The 22,465-nt window shown below is 71.2% G+C and carries 17 protein-coding genes; 9 read left to right on the forward strand and 8 right to left on the reverse strand.

Going from position 1 to position 22,465, the window contains the following annotated elements; genetic code table 11:
* The first annotated feature begins 4 nt into the window (after nucleotides 1-4).
* From AWQ68_RS22210 to AWQ68_RS22220, 3 genes are read left to right on the forward strand one after another with little or no spacing between them, the layout of a single operon-like run.
* Nucleotides 5-1,720 (forward strand): peptidoglycan-binding protein, encoded by a 1,716-nt coding sequence (locus tag AWQ68_RS22210; RefSeq protein ID WP_066943187.1) that lies wholly within the window; start codon nucleotides 5-7, stop codon nucleotides 1,718-1,720.
* Nucleotides 1,713-2,390 (forward strand): ABC transporter ATP-binding protein, encoded by a 678-nt coding sequence (locus AWQ68_RS22215; RefSeq protein WP_066943189.1) that lies wholly within the window; start codon nucleotides 1,713-1,715, stop codon nucleotides 2,388-2,390. Before AWQ68_RS22210 ends, AWQ68_RS22215 begins: the two co-directional genes overlap by 8 nt.
* On the forward strand, nucleotides 2,391-3,569 hold the full coding sequence (locus AWQ68_RS22220; protein WP_066943191.1) for an ABC transporter permease: 1,179 nt from the start codon (nucleotides 2,391-2,393) through the stop codon (nucleotides 3,567-3,569).
* 50 nt (nucleotides 3,570-3,619) lie between these two features.
* On the opposite strand, the gene AWQ68_RS22225 is transcribed toward AWQ68_RS22220, so the two are convergent.
* The 5 genes from AWQ68_RS22225 to AWQ68_RS22245 all read right to left on the reverse strand — a co-directional run bounded on the left by AWQ68_RS22225 (nucleotide 3,620) and on the right by AWQ68_RS22245 (nucleotide 10,819).
* Nucleotides 3,620-3,946 carry a hypothetical protein gene (locus AWQ68_RS22225; RefSeq protein WP_066943193.1) on the reverse strand — a complete coding sequence of 109 codons (327 nt, stop codon included), beginning with the start codon at nucleotides 3,944-3,946 and terminating at the stop codon, nucleotides 3,620-3,622.
* A gap of 57 nt (nucleotides 3,947-4,003) precedes the next feature.
* On the reverse strand, nucleotides 4,004-4,963 hold the full coding sequence (locus AWQ68_RS22230; protein ID WP_066943194.1) for an SPFH domain-containing protein: 960 nt from the start codon (nucleotides 4,961-4,963) through the stop codon (nucleotides 4,004-4,006).
* Between the two features lie 154 nt (nucleotides 4,964-5,117).
* Nucleotides 5,118-6,983: an asparagine synthase-related protein gene (locus AWQ68_RS22235; RefSeq protein ID WP_066943196.1), complete on the reverse strand. Its 1,866-nt coding sequence runs from the start codon at nucleotides 6,981-6,983 to the stop codon at nucleotides 5,118-5,120.
* 419 nt (nucleotides 6,984-7,402) lie between these two features.
* Nucleotides 7,403-9,931 carry a DNA gyrase/topoisomerase IV subunit A gene (locus AWQ68_RS22240; protein ID WP_066943198.1) on the reverse strand — a complete coding sequence of 843 codons (2,529 nt, stop codon included), beginning with the start codon at nucleotides 9,929-9,931 and terminating at the stop codon, nucleotides 7,403-7,405.
* Nucleotides 9,932-10,219: 288 nt separating this feature from the next.
* Entirely contained in the window at nucleotides 10,220-10,819 is a 600-nt protein-coding gene (locus tag AWQ68_RS22245; RefSeq protein WP_066943200.1) for a GNAT family N-acetyltransferase, read from the reverse strand.
* Nucleotides 10,820-11,020: 201 nt separating this feature from the next.
* On the opposite strand from AWQ68_RS22245, the gene AWQ68_RS22250 reads away from it, so the two are divergent.
* The 3 genes from AWQ68_RS22250 to AWQ68_RS22260 all read left to right on the forward strand — a co-directional run bounded on the left by AWQ68_RS22250 (nucleotide 11,021) and on the right by AWQ68_RS22260 (nucleotide 15,171).
* A complete protein-coding gene (locus AWQ68_RS22250; RefSeq protein WP_066943202.1) occupies nucleotides 11,021-11,614 on the forward strand; it encodes a TetR/AcrR family transcriptional regulator in 594 nt (197 codons plus the stop codon).
* A 70-nt stretch (nucleotides 11,615-11,684) separates the two neighbouring features.
* The gene (locus AWQ68_RS22255) at nucleotides 11,685-12,881 is read left to right on the forward strand and encodes an MFS transporter (RefSeq protein ID WP_066943204.1); all 1,197 of its coding nucleotides are present in this window, start codon (nucleotides 11,685-11,687) and stop codon (nucleotides 12,879-12,881) included.
* 172 nt (nucleotides 12,882-13,053) lie between these two features.
* Nucleotides 13,054-15,171: a RecQ family ATP-dependent DNA helicase gene (locus tag AWQ68_RS22260; protein ID WP_218006971.1), complete on the forward strand. Its 2,118-nt coding sequence runs from the start codon at nucleotides 13,054-13,056 to the stop codon at nucleotides 15,169-15,171.
* Between the two features lie 19 nt (nucleotides 15,172-15,190).
* Here the strand turns inward: AWQ68_RS22260 and AWQ68_RS22265 are convergent, their stop codons facing one another.
* Nucleotides 15,191-15,427: a hypothetical protein gene (locus AWQ68_RS22265; RefSeq protein ID WP_066943208.1), complete on the reverse strand. Its 237-nt coding sequence runs from the start codon at nucleotides 15,425-15,427 to the stop codon at nucleotides 15,191-15,193.
* Between the two features lie 236 nt (nucleotides 15,428-15,663).
* Here AWQ68_RS22265 and AWQ68_RS22270 point away from each other — a divergent pair, with 236 nt between their 5' ends.
* A complete protein-coding gene (locus tag AWQ68_RS22270) occupies nucleotides 15,664-16,929 on the forward strand; it encodes an MFS transporter (RefSeq protein WP_245656034.1) in 1,266 nt (421 codons plus the stop codon).
* Between the two features lie 20 nt (nucleotides 16,930-16,949).
* On the opposite strand, the gene AWQ68_RS22275 is transcribed toward AWQ68_RS22270, so the two are convergent.
* Together AWQ68_RS22275 and AWQ68_RS22280 are read right to left on the reverse strand one after the other, a co-directional pair.
* Nucleotides 16,950-17,855, reverse strand: a complete 906-nt coding sequence (locus AWQ68_RS22275; RefSeq protein ID WP_084464287.1) for a LysR family transcriptional regulator — start codon at nucleotides 17,853-17,855, stop codon at nucleotides 16,950-16,952.
* Nucleotides 17,856-18,084: 229 nt separating this feature from the next.
* On the reverse strand, nucleotides 18,085-18,978 hold the full coding sequence (locus AWQ68_RS22280; RefSeq protein WP_066943212.1) for a carbohydrate kinase family protein: 894 nt from the start codon (nucleotides 18,976-18,978) through the stop codon (nucleotides 18,085-18,087).
* A 142-nt stretch (nucleotides 18,979-19,120) separates the two neighbouring features.
* Here AWQ68_RS22280 and AWQ68_RS22285 point away from each other — a divergent pair, with 142 nt between their 5' ends.
* Both AWQ68_RS22285 and AWQ68_RS22290 read left to right on the forward strand, forming a co-directional pair.
* Nucleotides 19,121-21,814, forward strand: a complete 2,694-nt coding sequence (locus AWQ68_RS22285; RefSeq protein ID WP_084464288.1) for a bifunctional acetate--CoA ligase family protein/GNAT family N-acetyltransferase — start codon at nucleotides 19,121-19,123, stop codon at nucleotides 21,812-21,814.
* Nucleotides 21,815-21,872: 58 nt separating this feature from the next.
* A complete protein-coding gene (locus tag AWQ68_RS22290; RefSeq protein WP_084464289.1) occupies nucleotides 21,873-22,463 on the forward strand; it encodes a DUF5998 family protein in 591 nt (196 codons plus the stop codon).
* The last annotated feature ends 2 nt before the right edge of the window (nucleotides 22,464-22,465 follow it).

Below are 22,465 nucleotides of genomic sequence, written 5' to 3' on the forward strand. Positions count from 1 at the left end.
CCCCATGAAGTCGCCGCGAAAGCCGCTCATCGGCGCCGTCGCGGCCGTTGTGATCATCGCCGCCGTCGGCTGGGTGCTCGGCACCCGCCTGCGCTCCCCGGCCGACGAGGCGGCCCGCCGGGCCGCGCCCGAAGCCTCACTGATCACGGCGGCCGTCGAGCGCCGCAAACTCGTCAGCACCGTCGTCGTCAGCGGCACCCTCCAGTACGGCTCGCCGCTTCCCGTCTCCCTCGCCGGCGTCGTCGGCGGCACCTCCGACCTGCAACGCGTCACCCGCGCCCCACGCCGGGGCAAGGTCGTCGAAGGCACGGTGCTGATGGAGGTCAACGGCCGCCCCGTCTTCGCGTTGCGCGGCACCGTGCCGATGCACCGCACGATCGCCCCGGGCAGCCGGGGCGACGACGTCAAGCAGTTGCAGCGAGCGCTCCGCAGGCTCGGGTTCGGCGGGCCCGTCTCGGGAGCGTTCGACCAGGCGACCATCGCCGCGGTCACCCGGATGTACCGGAAACGCGGGTACGAGGCACAGCAGCCCACGCTGGCCGATCGGCAGTCGTACGACACGTTGCGCAGGGCCGTGCAGGCCGCCGAGGAAACCCTGGCGACCGAGAAGCAGGCGCTCGACCAGGGACGGGACGTGCTGCCGCTGAAGGTCAGACTCGCCAACGCCAGGGCCGATCTGAAGTCGGCCGAAAGCGCGCTGGAGGAGGCGAAGGCGCAGGAGACGGCCCCCGAGGACGAGACGCGGCTGGCGGCGGCGGACGCCGCGGTACGGGCGGCCGAGGAGCGGCTGCTGGCGGCCGAGCAGGAGCTGGCCGCCGCCCGGAACCAGGCGACCGCCGATCCCGGGGCCGGTCCCTCGCCGCGGCCGGCGACCGACACCCGCCTGCTGGAGATGAAGGTCGCGAACGCCAGGGCGGATCTGGAGGATGCGCGCCTGGAGCGCGGCCGGGTCCTGGAAGAGGCCGGGCGGGCCCGCGACAAGAGGCTGCAGGAGCTGCGCAGGGGCGTACGGACCGCGCGGGAGGCCGTGCTCACGGCGGAGCAGACGTTGCGCCAGGCCCGCCGGCTCTCCCCGGCCAAGCTCAAGATCGCCAATGCCGGGAAGGACCTTGCCGCGGCCAGGTCGATGCTCGCCGAGTTCGCGCGGACCTACGGCCCGTCCATCCCGCCGGGCGAGATTGTTTTCCTGCCGAAGTTGCCGGCCCGCGTGCAGAAGGTCGCGGCCAGGGCCGGGCAGACGGTCGAGAACGATGTCGCCACGGTGACCGGCTCGACGTTCATGGTCACCGGCTCGGTCGACGCCGCGGAGTCCGATCTGCTGCGCGAGGGGATGACCGCCACGATCGAGCTCGACACGGGCAAGAAGTACCCCGCGACGGTCACCGCGGTCGGCGAGAAGGCCAAGGTCCCCGGCGAGGTGGAAGGGGCGCAGGGCACGCGGCCGGTCCTGCTCACCCCGACCTCCATGAAGGGGCTCAAGGGACTGTCCGGCGCCCCGGTCACGGTCAGGGTGACGGTCGGCGCGACCGAGGAGCCGGTGCTCGTGGTGCCGGTGGCCGCGGTCGTCACCGCGGCCGACGGGAAGGTCCGCGTCCAGGTGGAGTACGCCACCGACAAGACCAGGGAGGTCGAGGTCCGTACGGGGCTGACCGCCGACGGCGCCGTGGAGGTCACCGGCGCGCTCAACGAGGGAGACCGGGTGGTGGTCGGCGGTGCCTGAGCCGGTCATCGAGCTGGACCGGGTCCGCAAGGACTTCCCCTCGCGACCGCCGGTCCGCGCGCTCGCCGACGTGTCGCTGCGCGTGGACCGGGGCGACTACCTGGCCGTCGTCGGGCCGTCGGGCTCCGGAAAGTCCACCCTGCTCAACGTGCTCGGCCTGCTGGACCGGCCCACCTCGGGCAGCTACCGGCTCGACGGAACCGAGACGACCGAGCTCGCGGACGGGGCCAGGACCAGGCTGCGCGGCGGCCGGATCGGCTTCGTCTTCCAGTCCTTCCACCTGCTCGCCCACCGCAGCGTGGTGGAGAACGTCATGCTCGCCGAGATCTATGGCGAGCAGGCGCGCAAGGGCAGGCGGGAGCGGGCCCTGGCGGCGCTGGAGAGAGTCGGCCTCGGCCACCGGGTGGGCTTCCTGCCCGACCGGCTGTCCGGGGGAGAACGCCAGCGCGCGGCCATCGCCAGGGCCCTCATGGGGGAGCCGTCGCTGCTGCTGTGCGACGAGCCGACCGGCAACCTCGACAGCCGCAACACCGAGGCGGTGCTCGACCTGTTCGACGAGCTACGCGGGCACGGCCTCACGATCCTGGTCATCACACACGAGCAGGAGGTCAGCGAGCGGGCCGCGCGCCGGGTGCGGATCACCGACGGCGTGCTGGTGGAGGAGGCGTAGATGGACGTACGCGACCTGGTCGGCGAGGCGTTCGCCGGGATGCTCGCCAGGCCGGTCCGCTCCGCGCTCACCACGCTCGGCACCGTGCTGGGCATCACCACGCTGGTGATCACGCTGGGCGTGGCCGCCACTGCCGGCAACCAGATCGTCGGCCGGTTCGACGAGCTGGTGGCCACGGCCATCACCGTGGAGGTGCCGGAGTCCGAGAACACGCCGCTGGTGGCGTGGGACGCGATCGACCGGCTGACCCGGCTGCGCGGCGTGGTCTCCGCCGCCGCCGTGGCCGAGAGCAAGGACAGCGTGAACCTGTCCGTACGCTCCAACGACCTCGTGGACCCCACCAGGGTCACCGCGCAGACGCTGACCGTGCTGGCCGCCACGCCCGGCCTGCCCGAGGCGGCCCGCGGCCGGATCACGCGGGGCAGGTTCTTCGACGTGGGCCACATCGAGCGCGCGGACCGGGTGGCGGTGCTCGGGGACCAGGCGGCCAAGATGCTCGGCGTCACCCGGTTGGACCGGGCACCCGCGATCTTCATCGGGAGGCACGCGTACACGGTGATCGGCATACTGGGCGACCTGCGCCGCGAACGCGACCTGAGCAGCGCGGTGATCGTGCCGCCCAGCGTGGGCAGGCGGTTCGGGCTGCGCGACGTGACCAGGGTCCTCGTCAACACCAGCCTGGGCGCGGCCGACCTCGTCGCCGGGCAGGCGCCCACCGCGCTCAGCCCCGGCAACGGCGACGCGCTGCAGGTGATCGCCCCGCCCAGCCCGACCAGAGCCCGCGACCAGGCGCAGGACGACGTCGACGCGCTCTTCCTGATCCTCGGCCTGGTCTCGCTCGTGGTCGGCGCGGTCGGCATCGCGAACGTCACACTGGTCACCGTGATGGAGCGGGTGGCCGAGATCGGCCTGCGCCGCTCGCTCGGCGCGGCACGCCGGCACATCGCCGCCCAGTTCCTGCTGGAGTCCACGCTGACCGGGCTGGCCGGCGGCGTGATCGGCGCCAGCGTGGGGGTGGTCGGCATCGTGGCCATCTCGGCCGCGAAGCAGTGGACCCCGCTCCTCGACGTGCGGCTGGCCGTCGCGGCGCCGGTGGCCGGAGCCGTGGTGGGCCTGCTCGCGGGCCTCTACCCGGCGCTGCGCGCGGCCAGGATGGAACCGGTCGACGCCCTGCGATAGAGCACGTTCGGACTCTCCTCGGACGGCGCCGCCCGACCGCGCGTCGCGGGCTACTTCGACTCGAGTTCGAGTGTGGCGATCCGGGAGCGCGCCTCCTGCATGGCCTCCCGGTAGCGCTCGTCCCAGTGCGGGTCGTCGTCGGGGATGGCCCGCACGGTCTGCCTGGCCAGCTCCACCGGCCCGTCCCGGCCCTGGGTCACCTTCCTGATGGCCACGAGGGTCCAGCCGTTCTCCATCTCCGTGTGGGGCTCCCAGCGCGACTCCTGGGCCGCCGCGCCGCCGGGCCGGGCCCGTACGGCGCCGCGGATCAGGATGACGAGCAGGAAGACCAGAGCGGCGATGACGATCAGGACCGCCGGCAACGCCAGGACCCGCATCGGGATGTGCCTCCCCTCCGCCCGCTCATCGTCGGCGAGCGCTCGGCATGGAGATGATCAGCGGGTGGGCAGGGCCACCCCTCCGGAGTTTCCGGGGGCGTACACCGTGATGCCCTGCGGCAGGGCCTTCAGCTTCTCGATATCGGCGCAGGTCGGGCACTTGTTGTAGCCGTCCTGCCGCGCCTTGTTGGCGTCGGCCTCGGCCCGGGCCTGGGCGACCTTGGCCTGCGCCTCGGTGACCTTGGCGAAGGCGGCCTGCGCCTGGTCGACCGCGTCCTGGACCTGCTTCGGGAGCGTGACCCGCGAGAGGTTGAAGTGGATGTTGGTGAGGTACTCGGCTCCCAGGGTGCTCTTGAGGTCCTCGGAGAGGCTGGTGTTCACCGCGTTCTGGATCTTGGCGATGTTGGCGTTGTTGCCGAGCTGCTGCAGGCCGGTCTGCTGGCCGCTCGTGTTCTGCACGAGCGAGCACGACGAGACCAGCTCCGCGCAGCGGAAGCTGTTGACCTGGGAGCGCAGGTCGTTGTCGATCACGGGACGGATGATCTGGTCGAGGAAGGCGGACCAGCCCTCGTCGCTCTCCCAGGGGTAGTACATCCCGCCGCCCGCGCTGCGGAACTTGCGGGTGCCGAACTTGTCGTCGAACGACTTGAGCGTCTCGTGGTCGAGGTTCAGGTTGAAGTAGAGCGTGCCCTCGATGCCCATGTTGACGCCGTCGCTACTGGGCACGGTCACGACGTCGACGCCGGACCGCTCGCCGCCGCCGCTGGAGGTGATCGTGTAGTAGCGCTGCTGGGCGGGATAGCGGTGGATCTGGGACCACCATCCGATCCAGGTCACGCTCGAGCCCGGCTCGATGATCTGGCGTACCCGGTTGTCGTCGAGCAGGCCGCCGTTGCGGACGACCGCCACCTCGCCGCCTCCGGTGCGCTCGAAGCCGCCGAACGCGCCGATCACTGTTGGTACAGCGGCGATGATGGCCACGATGACCGCCAGGATCGCCCACTTACGGAAGCGCATGGGGGGACTCCTCACGAAACGACTGATCGCTCCGCGATGAACGTAGCAGAGCGATGACAGTTCCGGCCCCTCACGTACACACATGGACCGATCGCCGCGCATCCGGACGGGACGGTTGGGGCCCCGCGACGGGCGGCGGCGTCGCGGGGGCGGCTCAGGCCGGCAGGGGGATGTGCAGCGGCGGGAGATCGGGAGCGACCGGGTCGGCGAAGGCGTCGGTCAGCATCACCGAGACCGTGTACACGTGCCAGAAGGCGTCCATCCGCGACTCCGGCAGCCGGGCCACGCCGGCCTCGTCGACGACGCGCGCGAGCCCGTCGGCCGCCAACGCGCCACGCGGGCCCACGATGCCCCCGGACATCCGGTCGGTCAGTTCCGGTGAGGGCGTCGTCCGCCAGTTCCAGGGCTTGCTCGCCGGGTCGAACGCCCTCGGCGCGGCGGCTTTCGGCGCGCCGGTCTCGGATGGGCGGGCGCGCCTCGGCCACCGGAGCCGGAGCCGGTCCACCAGCGTGCGGTCGGAGGACTCGGCGGTGAACCGCCACGGGGTGCCCTCCACCGGGATGTCACGCAGCCGAGGCGCGAAAGCGCAGATCACGTCGTGGATGACCGCCTCGGAACGCCGCCACAGCGGATCGATGCTCAGGGCGGTCCGGACGACCAGGTTGTCGAGGAACGGCGGGATGGGGTTCTGGGCGCGCAGCAACGACGCGCGGGACGCCGCGTGCCAGCGGCCCACGCGATACGTCAGGTACAGATGGTCGAGCACACTCGCCCCGTCATCGCGGCAGCGCTCCTGCCACGGGGACGCCAGGGCGCGGGCGTGTTCCCTGGCCTCCTCGGTCAGCAGGTCGGCGTTCTTGCCGAACAGGCCGTTCACCCGGCGCCTGATCGCCTTCGGGTCCGGGTCGGCCTGGTTCTGCAGGAAGCCTCCCCGCAGGATCTCCCCGCCGTGGCCCGACATCCGGGGCGTGGGGTCGTACGACCCGCCGCCGGGGATGTTCTCGTACGCCGAGAGCATGCCCTCGCAGGCGAACAGCACGTTGTGGCCGCGGACGCGAGGATGCGGGACGACCAGCTCCGTCCCGCTCTCGGACCGTTTCGGCCGGGCGACGCGGTGCTCGACGCCGAGCGCCTCGGCGACGCGCGCGGCGAGTACCACGTCGGGGCTGTCGTCGTGTCCCGAGGTCGCCGTCACGAACGGGATTCCGGCCTTGTGCAGCAGCGCGGCGAGGAGGCGGCTGTCGCGGCCCCCGGTCAGCGACAGCCGTACCGGCTCAGGGGTGTTCCGCAGGGGGCGTACGGCGGCGAGCAGCGCGTCGGCGAGCTCGTCGATCTGGGCGCGCATCCCGCGCCTGGACGTCGGCGTCTCGCGTGGGTCGGGAAGCGGGGTCACGGTGATGGCGCGGCGGCCGCCGGTGACGCTGATCTCGGCGGCGGGCGGCAACGCGGTGACCCCGAGAAACGGCGTTTCGTCGGAGAGGAAGTACCCGGCCCGCACCATGGACTCCATCGCGGGCAGATCCCAGACGATCTCGGGTCGGCGCGATCCCGTCTCGGCCGCCCTGGCGGCGAGGTGGACGAGCAGCGCGCGGCTGCCGGCGACGTGGACGTCCGGGGTCTCGGCGTAGAAGACGGGGCAGGCCCGGGTGAGCCCGGTGGCCGCGCCCATCTCCCCTTCGCCGGCCCGGAAGACCGAGAACACGCCGCCGGTGCGGGTGGCGGCCTCCGCCAGCCGCGGAGCGGCCAGCAGCCGGTCCACCTCGCCCGGATCCGCCAGTTGCCCGGTGAGGCCCGCCACCCGGCCACCGGTGGAGCGCACGATCGGCAGCCCGTGCCCCTCCGGCTCGTTCGACCAGGACAGCAGCGCGGTGTCACCGGCGGCCGACCGCCATTCGTGTGCGGTCACGGCCTCGGCCGGGACCGGGAAGGCGCGGATGATCGCCTCGCGCGCCGCGTCGAGCACCACGGGAGGCAGCGGGGCACCCGCGCGCTTGGCCGTGACCACTAGATGAACGCGCAACACGACCTCCCCGTCAGGTCGATCCGCCCCGTGACCCGCCTGTCGCGGCCGAGGGCTGTCGCTCCGCGTGTCGTTCCGGCGGGAGGGTGGGCAGCGTTCGGTGGCACAGTCATGCGGTGGGTGTCCCTTCGATGGCTTACCCACTACTTCGCCGATGCCCCGATTCGTATTCACAGGCGTGACGCGGGACGGCGTGAAGAGCGATCGGCTCTACGCCGAAGTACAGGGTGTGATCGCACCGAAGGGACTCGACCGACGGCAGTTGGGGCCGTCGGCTACGGGATGTCCGCCTCGTTGTACGGGGTGACGACGACGCGCCATGGCGCTCCCGGAGGAAGAGGGCCGTGGCGCGTCGGATCCCGCTCAGAACGCGGGCGCGGCTGGAGAGCCTGTCGAGGACGGGGGTGTGGCGGGCCTGGTCAGGAGGCGGGCGCCTGGCCGTCCTCCCCGTCCTGATCGGCGGGGGCCGAGCCGTCGCCCGGGGTCGGCGTCAGGTCCGTGCTGCCCAGCGCGCCGCCGATCGCGGCGACCGTGTGCGTGAGCCGGACGCCGGATCCGTCGCGGCGGCCCAGTTCCTCGGGCAGCGGGACCGGCTTGCCCACCGAGGACACCGCCTTCACCGGAGCCGGACCGGCCCAGGCGAGCAGGAGCACGTCCTCGCCCTTGAGGAAGCGCTGCGCCCGTACGCCGCCGGTGGCCCGGCCCTTGGGCGGGAACTCGGCGTAGTCGGAGACCTTGCCGCCTCCAATCTGGGTGCCGGGCAGGGCGGTCGAGGAGCCCGCGATCGTGACGACGCGGGCCTCCTGGGTGGGATCGACCACGCCGAACCAGATCACGCGCGCGCCCTCGTCCAGGCGGATGCCCGCCATGCCGCCCGCCGGACGGCCCTGCGGGCGCACGGAGGAGGCGGGGTAGCGCAGCATCTGCGCGTCGGAGGTGATGAAGACCAGATCGTGCTCGGGGGAGGTCAGCTCGACCGCGCCGACGACCATGTCGCCGTCGCGGAGGCCGATGACCTCGAACTCGTCCCGGTTGGCGGGGTATTCGGGGACGACCCGCTTGACCACGCCCTGGGCGGTGCCGAGCGCGAGACCGGGGCCGTCGGGGTCGAGCGAGCCCAGCCCGACGACGGTTTCGCCCGGGTTCAGCGTCACGAAGTCGGAGACCGGATGCCCACCCGCCAGCGTCGGCGGGTTGGCCGAGGGCGGCAGCGTCGGCAGGTCCACCACGGGGACCCGGATCAGCCGTCCCAGCGAGGTGACCAGGCCCACCTCGGTCCTGACCGTGCTGCGGACCACGGAGACCAGCACATCGTGCGCGGCGCGCTCGCCCTCCGCGGCGAGCGGCGTGGCGTCGGACGTGCGGGCCAGGAGCCCGGTCGAGGACATCAGGATCAGGCACGGGTCGTCGGCCACCTCCAACGGCACCGCCGCGGTGAGCGCCGCTCCCGACGACTCCAGCAGCACGGTGCGGCGCGGTGTGCCGTACGTCTTGGCGACCTCGGCGAGCTCCTTGGAGACGACCTGGCGGAGCCGGTCCTCCGAGGAGAGGATCTCGGTGAGCGAGGCGATCTCCGCGGACAGCGTCTCCTTCTCGCGGTCGAGCTCCAGCTTGTCGTACCGGGTGAGGCGGCGCAGCGGGGTGTCCAGGATGTAGTTCGCCTGGATCTCGCTCAGCTCGAAGGTCTCCATCAGCCCGGCGCGCGCCTGGGCGGTGTCGTCCGAGGAACGGACGATGCGGATGACCTCGTCGATGTTGAGCAGCGCGACGAGGAGGCCGTCCACCAGGTGGAGCCGCTCCTCGCGCTTGCGGCGGCGGTGGGCCGAGCGGCGGCGCACCACGTCGAGGCGGTGGTCGACGTACACCTGCAGCAGCTCGCGCAGGCCGAGGGTGCGAGGCTGACCGTCCACCAGCGCCACGTTGTTGATGCCGAAGGTCTCCTCCATCGGCGTCAGCCGGTAGAGCTCCTCCAGCACGGCCTCGGGGTGGAAGCCGTTCTTGACCTCGATGACCAGCCGCAGGCCCTTGTGGCGGTCGGTGAGGTCCTTCAGGTCGGCGATGCCGTTGAGCTTCTTGGCGGTCACCAGCTCCTTGACCTTGGTGACCACGCGCTCGGGGCCGACGTTGAACGGCAGCTCGGTGATCACGATGCCCTTGCGGCGCGGTGTGACCTGCTCGATCGTCGCCTTGGCCCGCATCTTGAAGGTGCCGCGGCCCTTCTCGTACGCGTCCCTGACGCCGGAGAGGCCGATGATGGTGCCGCCGGTCGGCAGGTCGGGCCCGGGGACGAAGCGCATCAGCTCTTCGAGCGTGGCGTTCGGCCGCTTGATCAGGTGCCGGGCCGCCGCGATGACCTCGCTGAGGTTGTGCGGCGCCATGTTGGTCGCCATGCCGACCGCGATGCCGGAGGCGCCGTTGACCAGCAGGTTGGGGAACGCCGCGGGCAGGACGGTCGGCTCGGTCTCCTGGCCGTCGTAGTTGGGCTTGAAGTCGACGGTGTCCTCGTCGATCGACTGCACCATGAGCAGTGCCGAGGCGGCGAGCCGGGCCTCGGTGTACCGCATGGCGGCGGGCATGTCGTCGGGGGAGCCGAAGTTGCCGTGCCCGTCCACCAGGGGCAGCCGCATCGAGAACGGCTGCGCCAGGCGCACCAGCGCGTCGTAGATGGCGGTGTCGCCGTGCGGGTGGAGCTTGCCCATCACGTCACCGACGACGCGCGAGGACTTGACGTGGCCGCGATCGGGACGCAGTCCCATCTCGCTCATCGAGTAGAGGATGCGGCGCTGCACCGGCTTCAACCCGTCACGGGCGTCCGGGAGCGCGCGCTGGTAGATCACCGAGTACGCGTACTCCAGGTAGCTGGCGCGCATCTCCTCGGACACGTCGATATCGACGATCCGCTCTTCGAAGTCCTCGTCCGGCGGGGGTGTGGTCGTGCGTCGGGCCATATCGAACATTGTGCCGATGACAGGGAGTGGTCGCGACTCAGCGGTGATTCCCGCCCCGTCTGGTCCGACTTTAGTGACTTTCGACGCATTTGCCAGATATGTCTGGTGTTCCTGCTGGTACGACGCGGCAGGGTGCGATGCCCGGTGCACCGCCCCTCTGCCGCGATGGGGCCGGTCGGGCATCCCTGTCACCGTCAGTGGTCACCGCCGCGGCGGCGGACCGTTTCAGTGTGGCCGGGCCGCCACCGCGAGGGACGCCACGTCGTTTTCCGGCGGGTGCGAGCCGTCTCAGCGGACGCCGGGCAGCGGGCGCATCGCGCCCGGCCAAGCGCCGGGTGTGCAGCCGTCGTCCTCGTCGCCCGGCACGTTCAACCGGGTGTCGTAGATCCGGAAGCCGCGGGCCTGGTAGTTCGCCAGCGCCGCCGGGCCGTCGAGGGAGCAGGTGTGCAGCCAGACGCGCCGGGTGGGAGGGAGGCCGGGCCAGCGGTCGGCCATGTCCCAGGCCCGTGCCGTACCGGTCGTGAGGAGGTGACCGCCCAGCCCGTGCCCGATCGCGAACGGCAGCAGCCCGAAGCTGGAGATCTCCACCACGCCGCCGTCGTGGGAGACCAGCTCCACGTAGCCGGCCGGCGTTCCGTCGCGCCAGGCGACCCAGGTCTCGGTGCCCGGCCGGTCCAGCAGGGACATCCACTGCTGCCAGGTCCACGGCAGGCGCTCGGTCCACTGCCAGTCGCCGCCGACCGCGGTGTACAGGAACCGGTTGAACTCGGGGGAGGGGATCGCCGCGCGCACGATGTCCACGGGCAGTCGCGGCTCCCGCGCCGGCCGCAGATCTCCGGGGTCGGTCTGCTCCAGGTACCAGGTGGTCACGTCCATATCGGGATTCATCCAACCATGCCCGCTGAACTGGGGCGGCGGGGGATACCCAGTCGATGTGCGGGCGGAGTTGTCCGCTTGCCTGCACCTGGCCGGCCATGTCGCGTCGGCTCGGATACATGGCTGATGACAGCCACCTTGTCTAGTTGTATCTCACAAGCTGCTGAACGTCTCGTATTGCACCGACTGATGCAAAACGGGTAGCGTGCTCGTATGGCGAGGCCGAGATCATTCGACGAGGACCAGGTTCTCGACACCGCGATGTGCACGTTCTGGGCGAACGGCTACGAGTCGACCTCGACCAGAGACCTGTGCCAGGCGCTCGGCCTGGACCGCAGCAGCGTGTACAACGCCTTCACCAACAAGCGCGAGCTGTTCAAGCGCGCGCTGACCCGCTACATGGACACCACCACCGCCGACCAGGTGCGCATCCTTGACAATCACGAACTGCCGGCGATCGAGCGGATCCGCGCACTGTTCGCCAAGATCCTCCAGACGGAGGCGGCGAACAGGCGCGACGGCCACGGCCTCGGCTGCCTGACCGTCAACACCACGATGGAGCTCGCCGGCCGCGACCCGGAGATCGGCCTGATGCTCGCCCGCGACACCGAGCGCCGAATCATCAGTCTGAGTGCGGCCATCAGGTGCGGGCAGCGCGATGGCGACATCGGCTCCACCCGCGATCCCGCCGAGCTCGCCAGGTTCGTCAACGCCGTGATCGCCGGGATGCGGGTGGCCGCTCAGGGGGGCGCCGACGACGCCACCATCGCGGCCATCGCGGCCACGGCCATGGACGCCCTGGCTTGACCTCTGCTTTTTCGTGCCCGTGCTTTTTCGTGCCCGAATTCTGCACCGATTGATGTAAAAAGGAGCCCTCTTGCCCAGAGCCGTCTACGTCCTGGCCATCGGCATCTTCGCCATGGTCACCAGCGAGTTCGCCGTCGGTGGCCTGATGCCCGAGATGGCAGGGGGGCTTGGCGTGACCATCTCCCAAATCGGCTATCTGATCACCGCCTTCGCGGTGGCCATGTCGGCGGGCGGGCCGCTGATGACGGTCGCCCTGGTACGGATACGCCCGAAACCCGCACTCATGCTGTTGTTCGCGATCTTCCTGGTGGGCAATGTGCTCGCGGCGGTCGCGCCCTCTTACCCGATCATGATGCTCGCGCGCGTCATCACCGGAGTCGCCTCCCAGGCGTTCTTCGGAGTCGCCATCTCGGTGGCGGTCCATCTGAGCCGCCCGGAGGTACGCGGCCGCGCTCTCGCCATCGTCCTGAACGGATTGATGCTCGGCACCCTGCTCGGGCTGCCGCTGTCCACGTTGATCGGCGGGCAGCTCGGCTGGCGTGCCGCCTTCTGGGCCGTCGGCGCCCTGACCGTCATCGCCGCGCTCGCCACGATGATGGGGGTTCCCAGGCTCGGGCGTGCTGACGGCGGCAACGGCGATTTCCGGCAGGAGATGGCGGTCTTCCGGAACGGCAGGCTGTGGCTGGCGTTGTCGACCAGCACCCTCATCATCGGCGCCACTTTTTCCGCTTTCAGCTATCTCAGCCCGATCCTCACCCAGGTCACCGGGTTCCCCTCGAGGGCCGTTCCCCTGCTGCTCGTCGCGTACGGCGCAGCCACCGTGATCGGGAACTACGTCGTCGGACGCCTGGCCGACAAGCACACCATCAGCGTCCTGCTGTCCGGGCTGATCCTCAACATGATCTTCTTGGCCGGTTTCGCGCTGTTCGCCCACCTCAGCGTCCTCGCGGTGATCGCCATGCTGGGCGTCGGGCTGGTTGGAGTGACCATGAACCCGGCGATGGCCGTACGCGTCCAGCGCGTCGGTAACCCGGGGGCGCTGGTCAACACTGTCCACGCCTCCTTCATCACTTTCGGGGTGATCATCGGCTCCTCGGTCGGTGGGCTGGCCATTGACGGCTTCGGTCTGCGGGCTCCCCTTTGGCTGGGTGCCGGGCTGGCCGTACTTGGGATCGCGTCCCTCCTGCCCGAGCTCAGCCGTACCAGAGCGCAGTCGCCGGCGGCGAGGCTCGCTCAGGAGCGCGTCGAAGCCGCCACCCCCTGCTGACGCGCCGCACGCGCGAAGGAAGGTGAGGGCCGGATCGGTGCCTTCGATCTCACCGATCCAGCCCTCCGCCGAACCGGGGCGGCGGGGCATACCCAGCCGATGCGCGGCGGAGTTGTCCACAGGTGCCGGGGACGGGGCGCGAACAGTCGGAGGGAACTGGTAGCAAGGACCCGTGACAGCAGAAGTGGCAGGGGAAGAGCGGGCGCTGCGCGACGAGGCCGAGGCGCGCTTGCGGGCGCTGGCCGGAGAGGGCGCGCGGCTGCGCGACGACCAGTGGGCGGCGATCAAGGCGCTGGTGATGGACCGGCGGCGTGCCCTGGTCGTGCAGCGCACCGGCTGGGGCAAGTCGGCGGTCTATTTCGTGGCGACCGCGCTGCTGCGCGAGCTGGGCGAGGGGCCGACGGTGATCGTCTCCCCGCTGCTGGCCCTCATGCGCAACCAGATCGCGGCCGCCGAGCGCGCCGGCATCCACGCCGCCACGATCAACTCGGCCAACCCCGAGGAGTGGGAGAAGATCTACGCCCAGGTCGCCGAGGGCATGATCGACGTGCTTCTCGTCAGCCCCGAGCGGCTGAACAACCCCGACTTCCGCGACCAGGTGCTGCCCGAGCTGGCCGAGAGCGCCGGGCTGCTGGTGATCGACGAGGCCCACTGCATCTCCGACTGGGGGCACGACTTCCGGCCCGACTACCGTCGCCTGCGCACGATGCTGACCGAGCTGCCGCCCGGCATCCCCGTCCTCGCCACCACCGCGACCGCCAACGCGCGGGTGACCAGGGACGTCGCCGAGCAGCTCGCGGCGAGCCCCGAGTGGGATGATCCCGCCGCCCCGCTCGTCCTGCGCGGCCCCCTTGAGCGCGAGAGCCTGCACCTGTCCGTCGTGCGGCTCCGCGGGTCCGGGGAGCGCCTGGCGTGGCTGGCCAGGACGCTGCACGAGCTTCCGGGGTCGGGCATCGTCTATACGCTGACCGTGGCCGCCGCCCAGGAGATCGCCGCCTACCTGCGCGAGCAGGGGCACCCGGTGGCCGCGTACTCGGGGCAGACCGAGCCGGCCGAGCGCCTGGCCGCCGAGGAGGACCTGCTCGCCAACCGCATCAAGGCGCTGGTCGCCACCTCCGCCCTGGGCATGGGCTTCGACAAGCCGGACCTCGGCTTCGTCGTCCACGTCGGCGCTCCGGCCTCGCCCGTGGCGTACTACCAGCAGGTCGGCCGCGCGGGCCGCGGCGTTGAGCGGGCGGAGGTGATCCTGCTCCCGGGCGCGGAGGACCGGGAGATCTGGTCCTATTTCGCCTCGCTCGCGTTCCCGCCCGAGCCGGTGGTCCGCACGACGCTAGCGGCGCTCTCGGAGGAGGGCACGCTCTCGACGGCCGCCCTCGAGACGCGCGTCGACCTCAGCCGGAGCCGGCTGGAGATGATGCTCAAGGTCCTCGACGTGGACGGCGCGGTCCGCCGGGTGAAGGGCGGTTGGGAGGCGACCGGGGAGCCCTGGACGTACGACGCCGAGCGTTATCGCCGGGTCGCCGCCGAGCGCGCGGCCGAGCAGGAGGCCATGCTCGGGTACATCGCGACCACCGAGTGCCGGGAGCGGTTCCTGCGCGGGCACCTCGACGACGACGAGGCACGCCCGTGCGGCCGGTGTGACAACTGCACCGGTGTCCACCGCTCGGCGGAGGTCGCGGCCGAGGATGTCCAGGTCGCGCACGACCGCCTGGCCCGCCCCGGGGTGGACCTGGAGGCGCGCCGCCAGTGGCCGACCGGCCTCGCCGACCTGAAGGGCCGGATCAAGCCCGAACTGTCGGCCGAGACGGGCCGCGTGCTCGGCCGGCTCACCGACATCGGCTGGGGCACCCGGCTGCGCGAGCTGTTCGCCGGGCCGGACGGGCCGGTGCCCGACGACGTGTTCGGCGCGGTGGTGGGCGTGCTCAAGTCGTGGGACTGGCAGGCGCGGCCGGTGGCGGTGGTCAGCCTCCCGTCCGCGTCCCGCCCCCAGCTCGTGCGGAACCTGGCCGAGCGGATCGCCGGCATCGGCCGTCTGGACTACCTGGGAGAGCTGGGCTACCGCGGCGGACCGCCGGGACGGCAGTTCAACAGCGCCCAGCGCGTCTCCGCGGTCCGCGGCACTCTCGCGATGCCGCGCGATCTCGCCGAGCGGATCGCCGCCGCGGGCGGCCCGGTCCTGCTGGTGGACGACCGGGTGGACACCGGCTGGACCATGACGCTCGCCGCGGCCCAGATCCGGCACGCGGGCGCGCCCGGCGTCCTTCCGCTCGCCCTCGCCGTGACGTCCTAGCGTCCGGCTGGGAGCGCCTTCAGATGCTCCCTCGCCTCGTGGAGCGGTACTGGGAGGGCCCCAAGCCGGGCGCCGGGAGCGCGGCCCACGCCCTGCCCAGTCGCTCCGCCGCGAGCCACAGCTCGGCCGGCTCGGCGACGCACGAGATCCGCAGGTGATCGGCGTACGAGCCGTCGATGCTCGTCCTGCTTCCGGGCAGGACGAGCACGCCGTGCGCGAGGGCGAGCCGGGCGATGAGCTGCTCGGGTGCCCGCACCCAGCCCACCTGCAGGCCGGACCAGAACAGCTTGCCGAGCGATGTGAGGTCGGCAGGCCCAGGTGACGGCTCATCCGGCGTGCGGGCTTTCCGCGTGACTGCCCGCTGCTCACCAGCAAGATCTCGATCTACGGCTGGAGCGACAGGAGCGCCATTCACGGATCTATTACTGGCGCTAATGGCGCGTTTAGGGAATCGATCTTGTTCCGCCCTTGAGGGGGTGGTGGACTGACTTTGTGAAAAATGCCGGAACTCACCCACTCCAAACAGCAAGCAGCATCAAATATCCCTGGCTGCCGGTCATCGCGGTGGCGCTGAGCACGTTCACGGTTGTGTCTTCTGAAATGATGCCGGTCGGCTTGCTGACCCCGATCGCGGATACGCTTTCCGTCTCCGACGGAGTCACCGGCCTTTCCCTCACGATCACGGGGATCATCGCCGCGGCCGTATCTCCCTTCGTTCCGGCGCTCATCGGACTTCGTGATCGCAAGAAGGTGCTCGTGGCCTTCATGATTCTGCTTTCACTGGCCAACGCGCTGACCGCGATCGCGCCCAGTTTCCTGATGCTGGCTTCCGCTCGGATACTCCTCGGCATTTCGATGGGCATGGTATGGGCGCTTGCCGCGGGATTGGGCCCAAGAATTGTCGATGGGTCACGAATCGCGCTCGCCACCGCGCTCATATTCTCGGGAGTATCGATCGCTTCGGTCATCGGCGTGCCGTTGGGGACATACATCGCGGCGTTCCTGGGCTGGCGTGCCGCGTTCTGGGCACTCGCGCTCCTGGGCGTGGTCGCCACGGCGGTCCTCATCGGCACGCTTCCGGCGCTCCCGGTTCATGAGCGGAGCAGGCTCGACGGAATCCTCGACGTGCTCAGAAACCGCGGTGTCGCCGCGGGGCTGGCGATCACGGCACTCGTCGTGTTCGGTCACTTCACCGGCTACACGTATGTCCGCCCGATTCTCGAAATCGATGCGGGCATGAGCGCGGGCCTGATCGCGGCCTGCCTGCTGGTCTACGGTCTGGCCGGCGTCGCCGGCAACTTCACCCTCGGTCCCTTGGCGGGCGGATACACGAAGGGGATCGTGGCGAGTGTGCTGGCGGGCGTGGCGCTCGCCGCGGTACTGCTGCCGTTCGCGACCGCACGCACAGTCACGACGCTGATCGTGCTGATCGTCTGGGGCGTCTCGTATGGCGCGGTCTCGGTGTCGACGCAGACCTGGGTCCGCAAAGCCGACCCTGTGCGCATCGAGGCATCGGCCGCGCTGTGGGCCGGCGTGTTCAACGCGAGCATCGCTCTGGGTGCGTTCGCAGGCGGGATCGTCATCGACAACGCGGGAAATCACGCCGTTATGTTCTCGGCGTCGCTGATCACGCTGGCCGGGTTGATCGTCGCGATCACATCACGACCGCACCGACCGGCTCCAGGCCGTCGGCGCGAGGAACTGGTCACTACTGAGTGCTCGGGACGAGCTCGCGATGTCGGTGGTCAGGGCGCGTGATGATCAGCGACAACGGATTCTCACCTCAGGTTCTTCACCAGAAGTTCGGCGAACCTGTCGGCCAGGCCGTGCTGCTTCCGCTCGCTTCGCAGGACGAGCAGCGTCGTCGGCTCCAGGTCCGGAGCAGGTAGGTAGCGGATATCCGGCCGTGGGACGTACCTCGTGCTCGCTTCGCACAACAGCAGGCCGAGACGTGAGCTGGCCACGGTCGAGAGCGCCTCCTGGATCGTTCCGGCACCGGCTGAATAGGTCAGCTCATGCCCGCCGCGTGTCTTCTTCGGCGCGTTCACCTGACGCCAGTAGTCGGGTGCGGGGCCGAGCGGCTCGATCAACTCCAGATCGGACAACTCGCTGCCGGAGACATGCGACCCACGAGCCAAGCGGTGCGTGCCGGAGACGGCAAGAAACATCGGTTGCCGCGAAAATTCCAGCATAGGATGGAGGCCTTTTTCGCGACAGGGTGCGAGAACGATGGCAACGTCGATCTCTCCCCGAATCAGGTGAGTGAACGGGTCCCCCCAGGAGAGTTCGACAAGTTGTGTGGCACCCTCCGGAAGTCCTGCGATCGCTCTGGCGACCGGTTCGTACACGGCGCATTGGAAACCCACTCGCATGGGTCGATCCGTCGCCAGCGCGCTGGCGCGGGCGGCGTCGAAACCTTCGTGAAGCCGGCGGAACGCCGGCACGACCTCATCCGCCAACGCCCGTCCCACGGCAGTCAGCTCGACACGGCGGCTCGTACGTTCGAATACCGGAGCGCCCACCCGGATTTCCAGGCGCTTTATCAATTGGGAGACGCGCCCTTGAGAAATTCCGAGAGTTTCAGCCGTGCGGCCGAAATGAAGTTGGTGAGCCAGCACGGAAAAGCACTCAAGTGCCTGGAGGGGAAGCTCCGGGATTGTCGGTCCTGGACCGGTGTGACTCACTTCGGCAGTCTATGTCAACGCTGTGCCCACATCCGGAGCGATCACGTCGGCGCTCTGCCGGACAACGGTCGCACCGCCTCCGTCCACGCCGCCGCAGCGGCCGGCCTCGGCCCCCCGCCGCGCCGGGAGGCTCGCGCTACGCCGTGCGGAGGCTCGCGCTACGCCCGGCGGCTCGTGCCACGCCGCCCGCGGACGCGCTGATCAAGGACGGCGCCCGAAGGGCGGCGATCTAGAGGCGGGGGCGGGCGCCGAGGTAGGAGATGCACTTGGCGGCCAGCGCGTTGCCCGCCGCCAGGGCCTCGGCGGGCGGCTTGCCGGCCAGCCACGGGGGCAGGAAGCCGGCGGCGAACGCGTCGCCGGCGCCGGTGCCCTCCACGATCCGGTCGATCGTCTCGGCGGGCGCCCGCACCGGCTCGGACCGGTTGTTGGTGTACCAGAGGGCGCCGTCCTTGTTGAGCTTTATCACGACCTGGGGGAACCAGGCGGTGAGCACCTTCGCCGCGGCCGCGGCGTCGTCCCGGCCGGTCAGCACCTTGGCCTGGTCGGCGTTGGCGAGCAGCAGCTTGGCGCCGTGGGTCCACTCCAGGAACGGCTCGGCGCCGGTGCGCTCCACGGGCGCGGCCGAGGCGCAGTCCACGGAGATGGACATGCCGGCCCGGCGGGCCAGGTCGAGCGCGGCCATCCCGGCATCGCGCGAGCCCTCGTTGATGAGCGTGTAGCCGGACACGTGCAGGTGGGCACCCGCGCTGAACAGGTCGCGCGGCAGATCCTCGGGCGCGAGGGCGGCGTTGGCCCCGGGATCGGACAGCATGGTCCGCTCACCCTTGTGCGTGACGAGCACCACGCAGGTGCCGGTCGGGCGCTCGGGGTCCATCACGAGCCGGGCGTCCACGCCGTAGCCCATCAGCTCCATGTCGCGATTACGGCCGGTGATGTCGGCGCCGCGGCGGCCGATGAAGGCCACCTCGTTGCCTTCGACCGCGAGCCAGGACGCGATGTTCGCCCCGGAACCGCCGCCGTGCATCGTCACGACCGCCGGGGTGTCACTCGCCCTCGCGAGGGGGAAGCGGGCGCGCGCGAGCGCGTCGGTCATGAGATCGCCCACCACGACGACCCGCGTCATGATGTCACCACCTTGCCAGCTGCTCGTTGAGGTGAGTCCGCCGGAGGGGGTCGGCGTCCTCGCCGGGCTTTAGGGCTATGCCGAGAAACTTAACAGCTTCTGGCCACGTCGTGGGGGTCGGGCCCTTCTTCAGGGGGAGTCGATGCACAAGCGTTGCCCTGCAGGGTGGTGGAGCGCCGGGACTACCCTCGAATCTGTGGAATCCCGCTACCCCGCCCATTGGGAGGCGGACGTCGTGCTCTCGGACGGCGGAACGGCGCATCTGCGCCCGATCCGGCCGGACGACGCGGATCTGATGCGCGCGTTCTATTCGCGTCTCTCCGAGGAGTCGATCTACTTCCGCTACTTCGGCCCCCGGCCCACCCTGAGCGACCGCGAGATCGCCTGGTTCACCAACGTCGACTACGACAACCGGGTCGCGCTCATCGCCACGATCGGCACCGAGATGGTCGCGGTCGTGCGCTACGACCGGGTGCAGCCGGCCGACCATGCCGAGGTGGCGTTCCTCGTGGAGGACGCGCACCAGGGCAGGGGCATGGCGTCCGTGCTGCTCGAACATCTGCGCGCGGCCGCCAGGGAGCGTGGGATCCGCACGTTCATCGCCGACGTGCTGCCGGCCAACCACCGGATGATGGCGATGTTCCGCCAGGCCGGCTACACCGCGCAGAGCCACTTCGAGGACGGCGTCGTACGCATGACGCTGGACCTGGCCACCACCGACAGCGCCGTGCAGGTGACGGCGGCCCGCGAGCACCGGGCCGAGGCGCGCTCCATCGAGCGGCTGCTGAAGCCGGAGTCCGTCGCGGTGATCGGCGCCAGCCGCGAGCCGGGCGGCATCGGCCAGACCGTGCTGCGCAACCTGCTCGCCGCCGACTTCACCGGCCCCGTCTACCCCGTGCACCGCGAGGTGAGGGCGGTCGCCGGGGTACGCGCGTACCGGAGCGTGTCGGCGATCGACGGCGAGGTGGACCTCGCGGTGCTCGCGATCCCCGCCGAGGGCGTGCTCGACGTGGTGAAGGAGTGCGCGGAGAAAGGGGTGAAGGGCCTGGTCGTGGTCTCCTCCGGCTTCGGGGAGACCGGGCCGGAGGGGCGCGCCCGCCAGGACGAGCTGGTCCGCATCGCCCGCGCGTACGGCTTGCGCGTGGTGGGCCCCAACTGCCTCGGCATCGCGAACACCGACCCCGCGATCCGCCTCAACGCCACCCTCGCCGCGACGCTGCCGGGACGGGGCAGGGTCGGGTTCTTCAGCCAGTCGGGCGCGCTCGGCACGGCCCTGCTGCAGCGGGTGGCCCAGCGCGGCATGGGCATCTCGACGTTCGTCTCGGCGGGCAACCGCGCCGACGTGTCGGGCAACGACCTCCTGCAGTACTGGGAGGAGGACCCGGCGACCGACGTGATCCTGCTCTACCTGGAATCCCTGGGCAACCCGCGCAAGTTCTTCCGGCTGACCCGGCGGATCTCCCGCACCAAGCCGCTCGTCGTCGTCAAGAGCCAGGGGGTGCCCACCGGGCACGCGGCCCGGGTGCTCCGACTGCCCGACACCGCGCTGAGCGCGCTGTTCCAGCAGGCCGGGGTGATCCGGGTGGACGACCTGGCCCAGCTCTTCGACGTCGCGCAACTGCTGGCCCACCAGCCGCTGCCCGCCGGCCCCCGGGTGGGCGTGGTGAGCAATTCCGACGCGCTCGCGCTGCTGGCCGTCGACGCCTGCCGCGCCCGGGGCCTGGAACCGGTCCCGGCGGTCAACCTCGGGGCGCGCGCCGGGGGCGCCGAGTTCGCCGCCGCCCTCTCCGGCGTGCTCCCCGACGTGGACGCGGCGGTCGTGATCTACATGCCGCCGATCCCCGGTGGCCACGCCGAGGTCGCCGCCGAACTGGTCCGGGTCGCCGGGGAGTCCGGCAAGCCGGTGCTGGCCACCTTCCAGGGCGAGCTGGGCATGCCCGTCGAGCTGCGCGTTCCCGGGGAGGGCCCGTCCAGGGGCTCCATCCCGTCCTATCCCGCGCCCGAGGAGGCCGTACGCGCGCTGGCGCACGCCGTCCGCTACGCACACTGGCGCGAGCAGCCGGTCGGCACGCCGCCGGTGGTCGCCGGCGTGGACACCGCGCGGGCCAGGCGGCTGATCGCCGACGCGCTGGCCTCCGGCGCCGAACAGGTCGAGATCGACGCGACGGAGCTGCTCGCCTGCTACGGCATCGAGGTGTGGCCCGCCGAGCCGGTCGCCTCGGCCGACGAGGCGGTGGCCGCGGCCGACCGGATCGGCTGGCCCGTGGCGTTGAAGCCGGTGGCGCGGCCCGTGACGGCGGCCGCCGACCCCGACGCGCCCCGCCGGTCCGGCATCGTACGGCTCGGCCTGGGCGAGCCGGGCAGCCTCCGCCAGGCGTACGCCGACCTCGCCGCGACGCTCGGTCCGGGCGCGACGATCGCGGTGCAGCACATGGCGCCGCAGCCGTCGGCCGCCACGGTCGTCGGCGTGCTGCAGGACCGGGACGCCGGGGCGGTGGTGTCCTTCGGGCTGGGCGACATGGCGGCCCGGCTGCTCGGCGACCGTGCCTACCGGCTGGCCCCGCTCACCGCGGAGGACGCCGCCGCGCTCGTGCGCTCGGTGCGGGCCGCGCCGCTGCTCCTCGGCGAGTACGGCTACCCGCCGGTGGCCGTGGACGCGCTGGAGGACCTGCTGGTCAGGGTGGGTCTCCTCGCCGACGCGCTGCCCGAGGTCCGCCGGATGGACCTGGACGAGGTGCTGGTGGGGGAGTCGGCGGTCGTCGTCCTGGGGGCCAGAGCCGTGCTGCGGCCCGAGGTCGGCCCCCGGCTCGACGTCGGACCGCGCCGTCTGCGGTGAGGAGGCCGGTTTCGCGTGAGTGTGAAACCGGTGTCCCTTACAGGGCAGGATGGACCCCATGAGGGAAACCCGAGTCTCCGCCGCCGGAATGCGTGAGGCGATCGAGCGCAGCGGCTACTACCCCGATCTGGTCGCCGACGCGGTCGACTCCGCCCTTGGCAAGGAACAGGTCACGGCATACGTCGTGCATCACGAGGCCACCTTCGACCCGGCGATGGAGGTGCGCAGGCACGTCACCGTCCTGGTGCTCTCGCCGACCCGGCTGCTCGTCTGCCACACGGACGAGCACCCGCCCGCCGAGGGCATGCCCGCCTCGCACGCCTCCACCACCACCGAGGCCGTACGGCTCAGCCGCATCCAGTCGGTCGCGGTCACCCGGGTGGTGCCCGACCCGGCCTCGTACGTGCCCGGCGTTCCCCCCACCGAGGCCACGCTGACGATCGGCTGGGGGGCGATCTCGCACGTGGATCTCGAGCCGGCGACCTGCGGCGACGAGAACTGCGAGGCCGACCACGGCTACACGGGCGCCATCACCGCCGACGACCTGTCGCTGCGGGTGAGCGAGGCGGCCGACGGCCCGGAGGCGGTCGCGCACGTGCTCGAATTCGCCAAGGCCCTCTCTGAGGCCACCGCCCACGCCGCCGGCTGATC

The sequence above is a fragment of the Microtetraspora fusca genome (genome assembly GCF_001570365.1).
Lineage (GTDB): Bacteria > Actinomycetota > Actinomycetes > Streptosporangiales > Streptosporangiaceae > Microtetraspora > Microtetraspora fusca.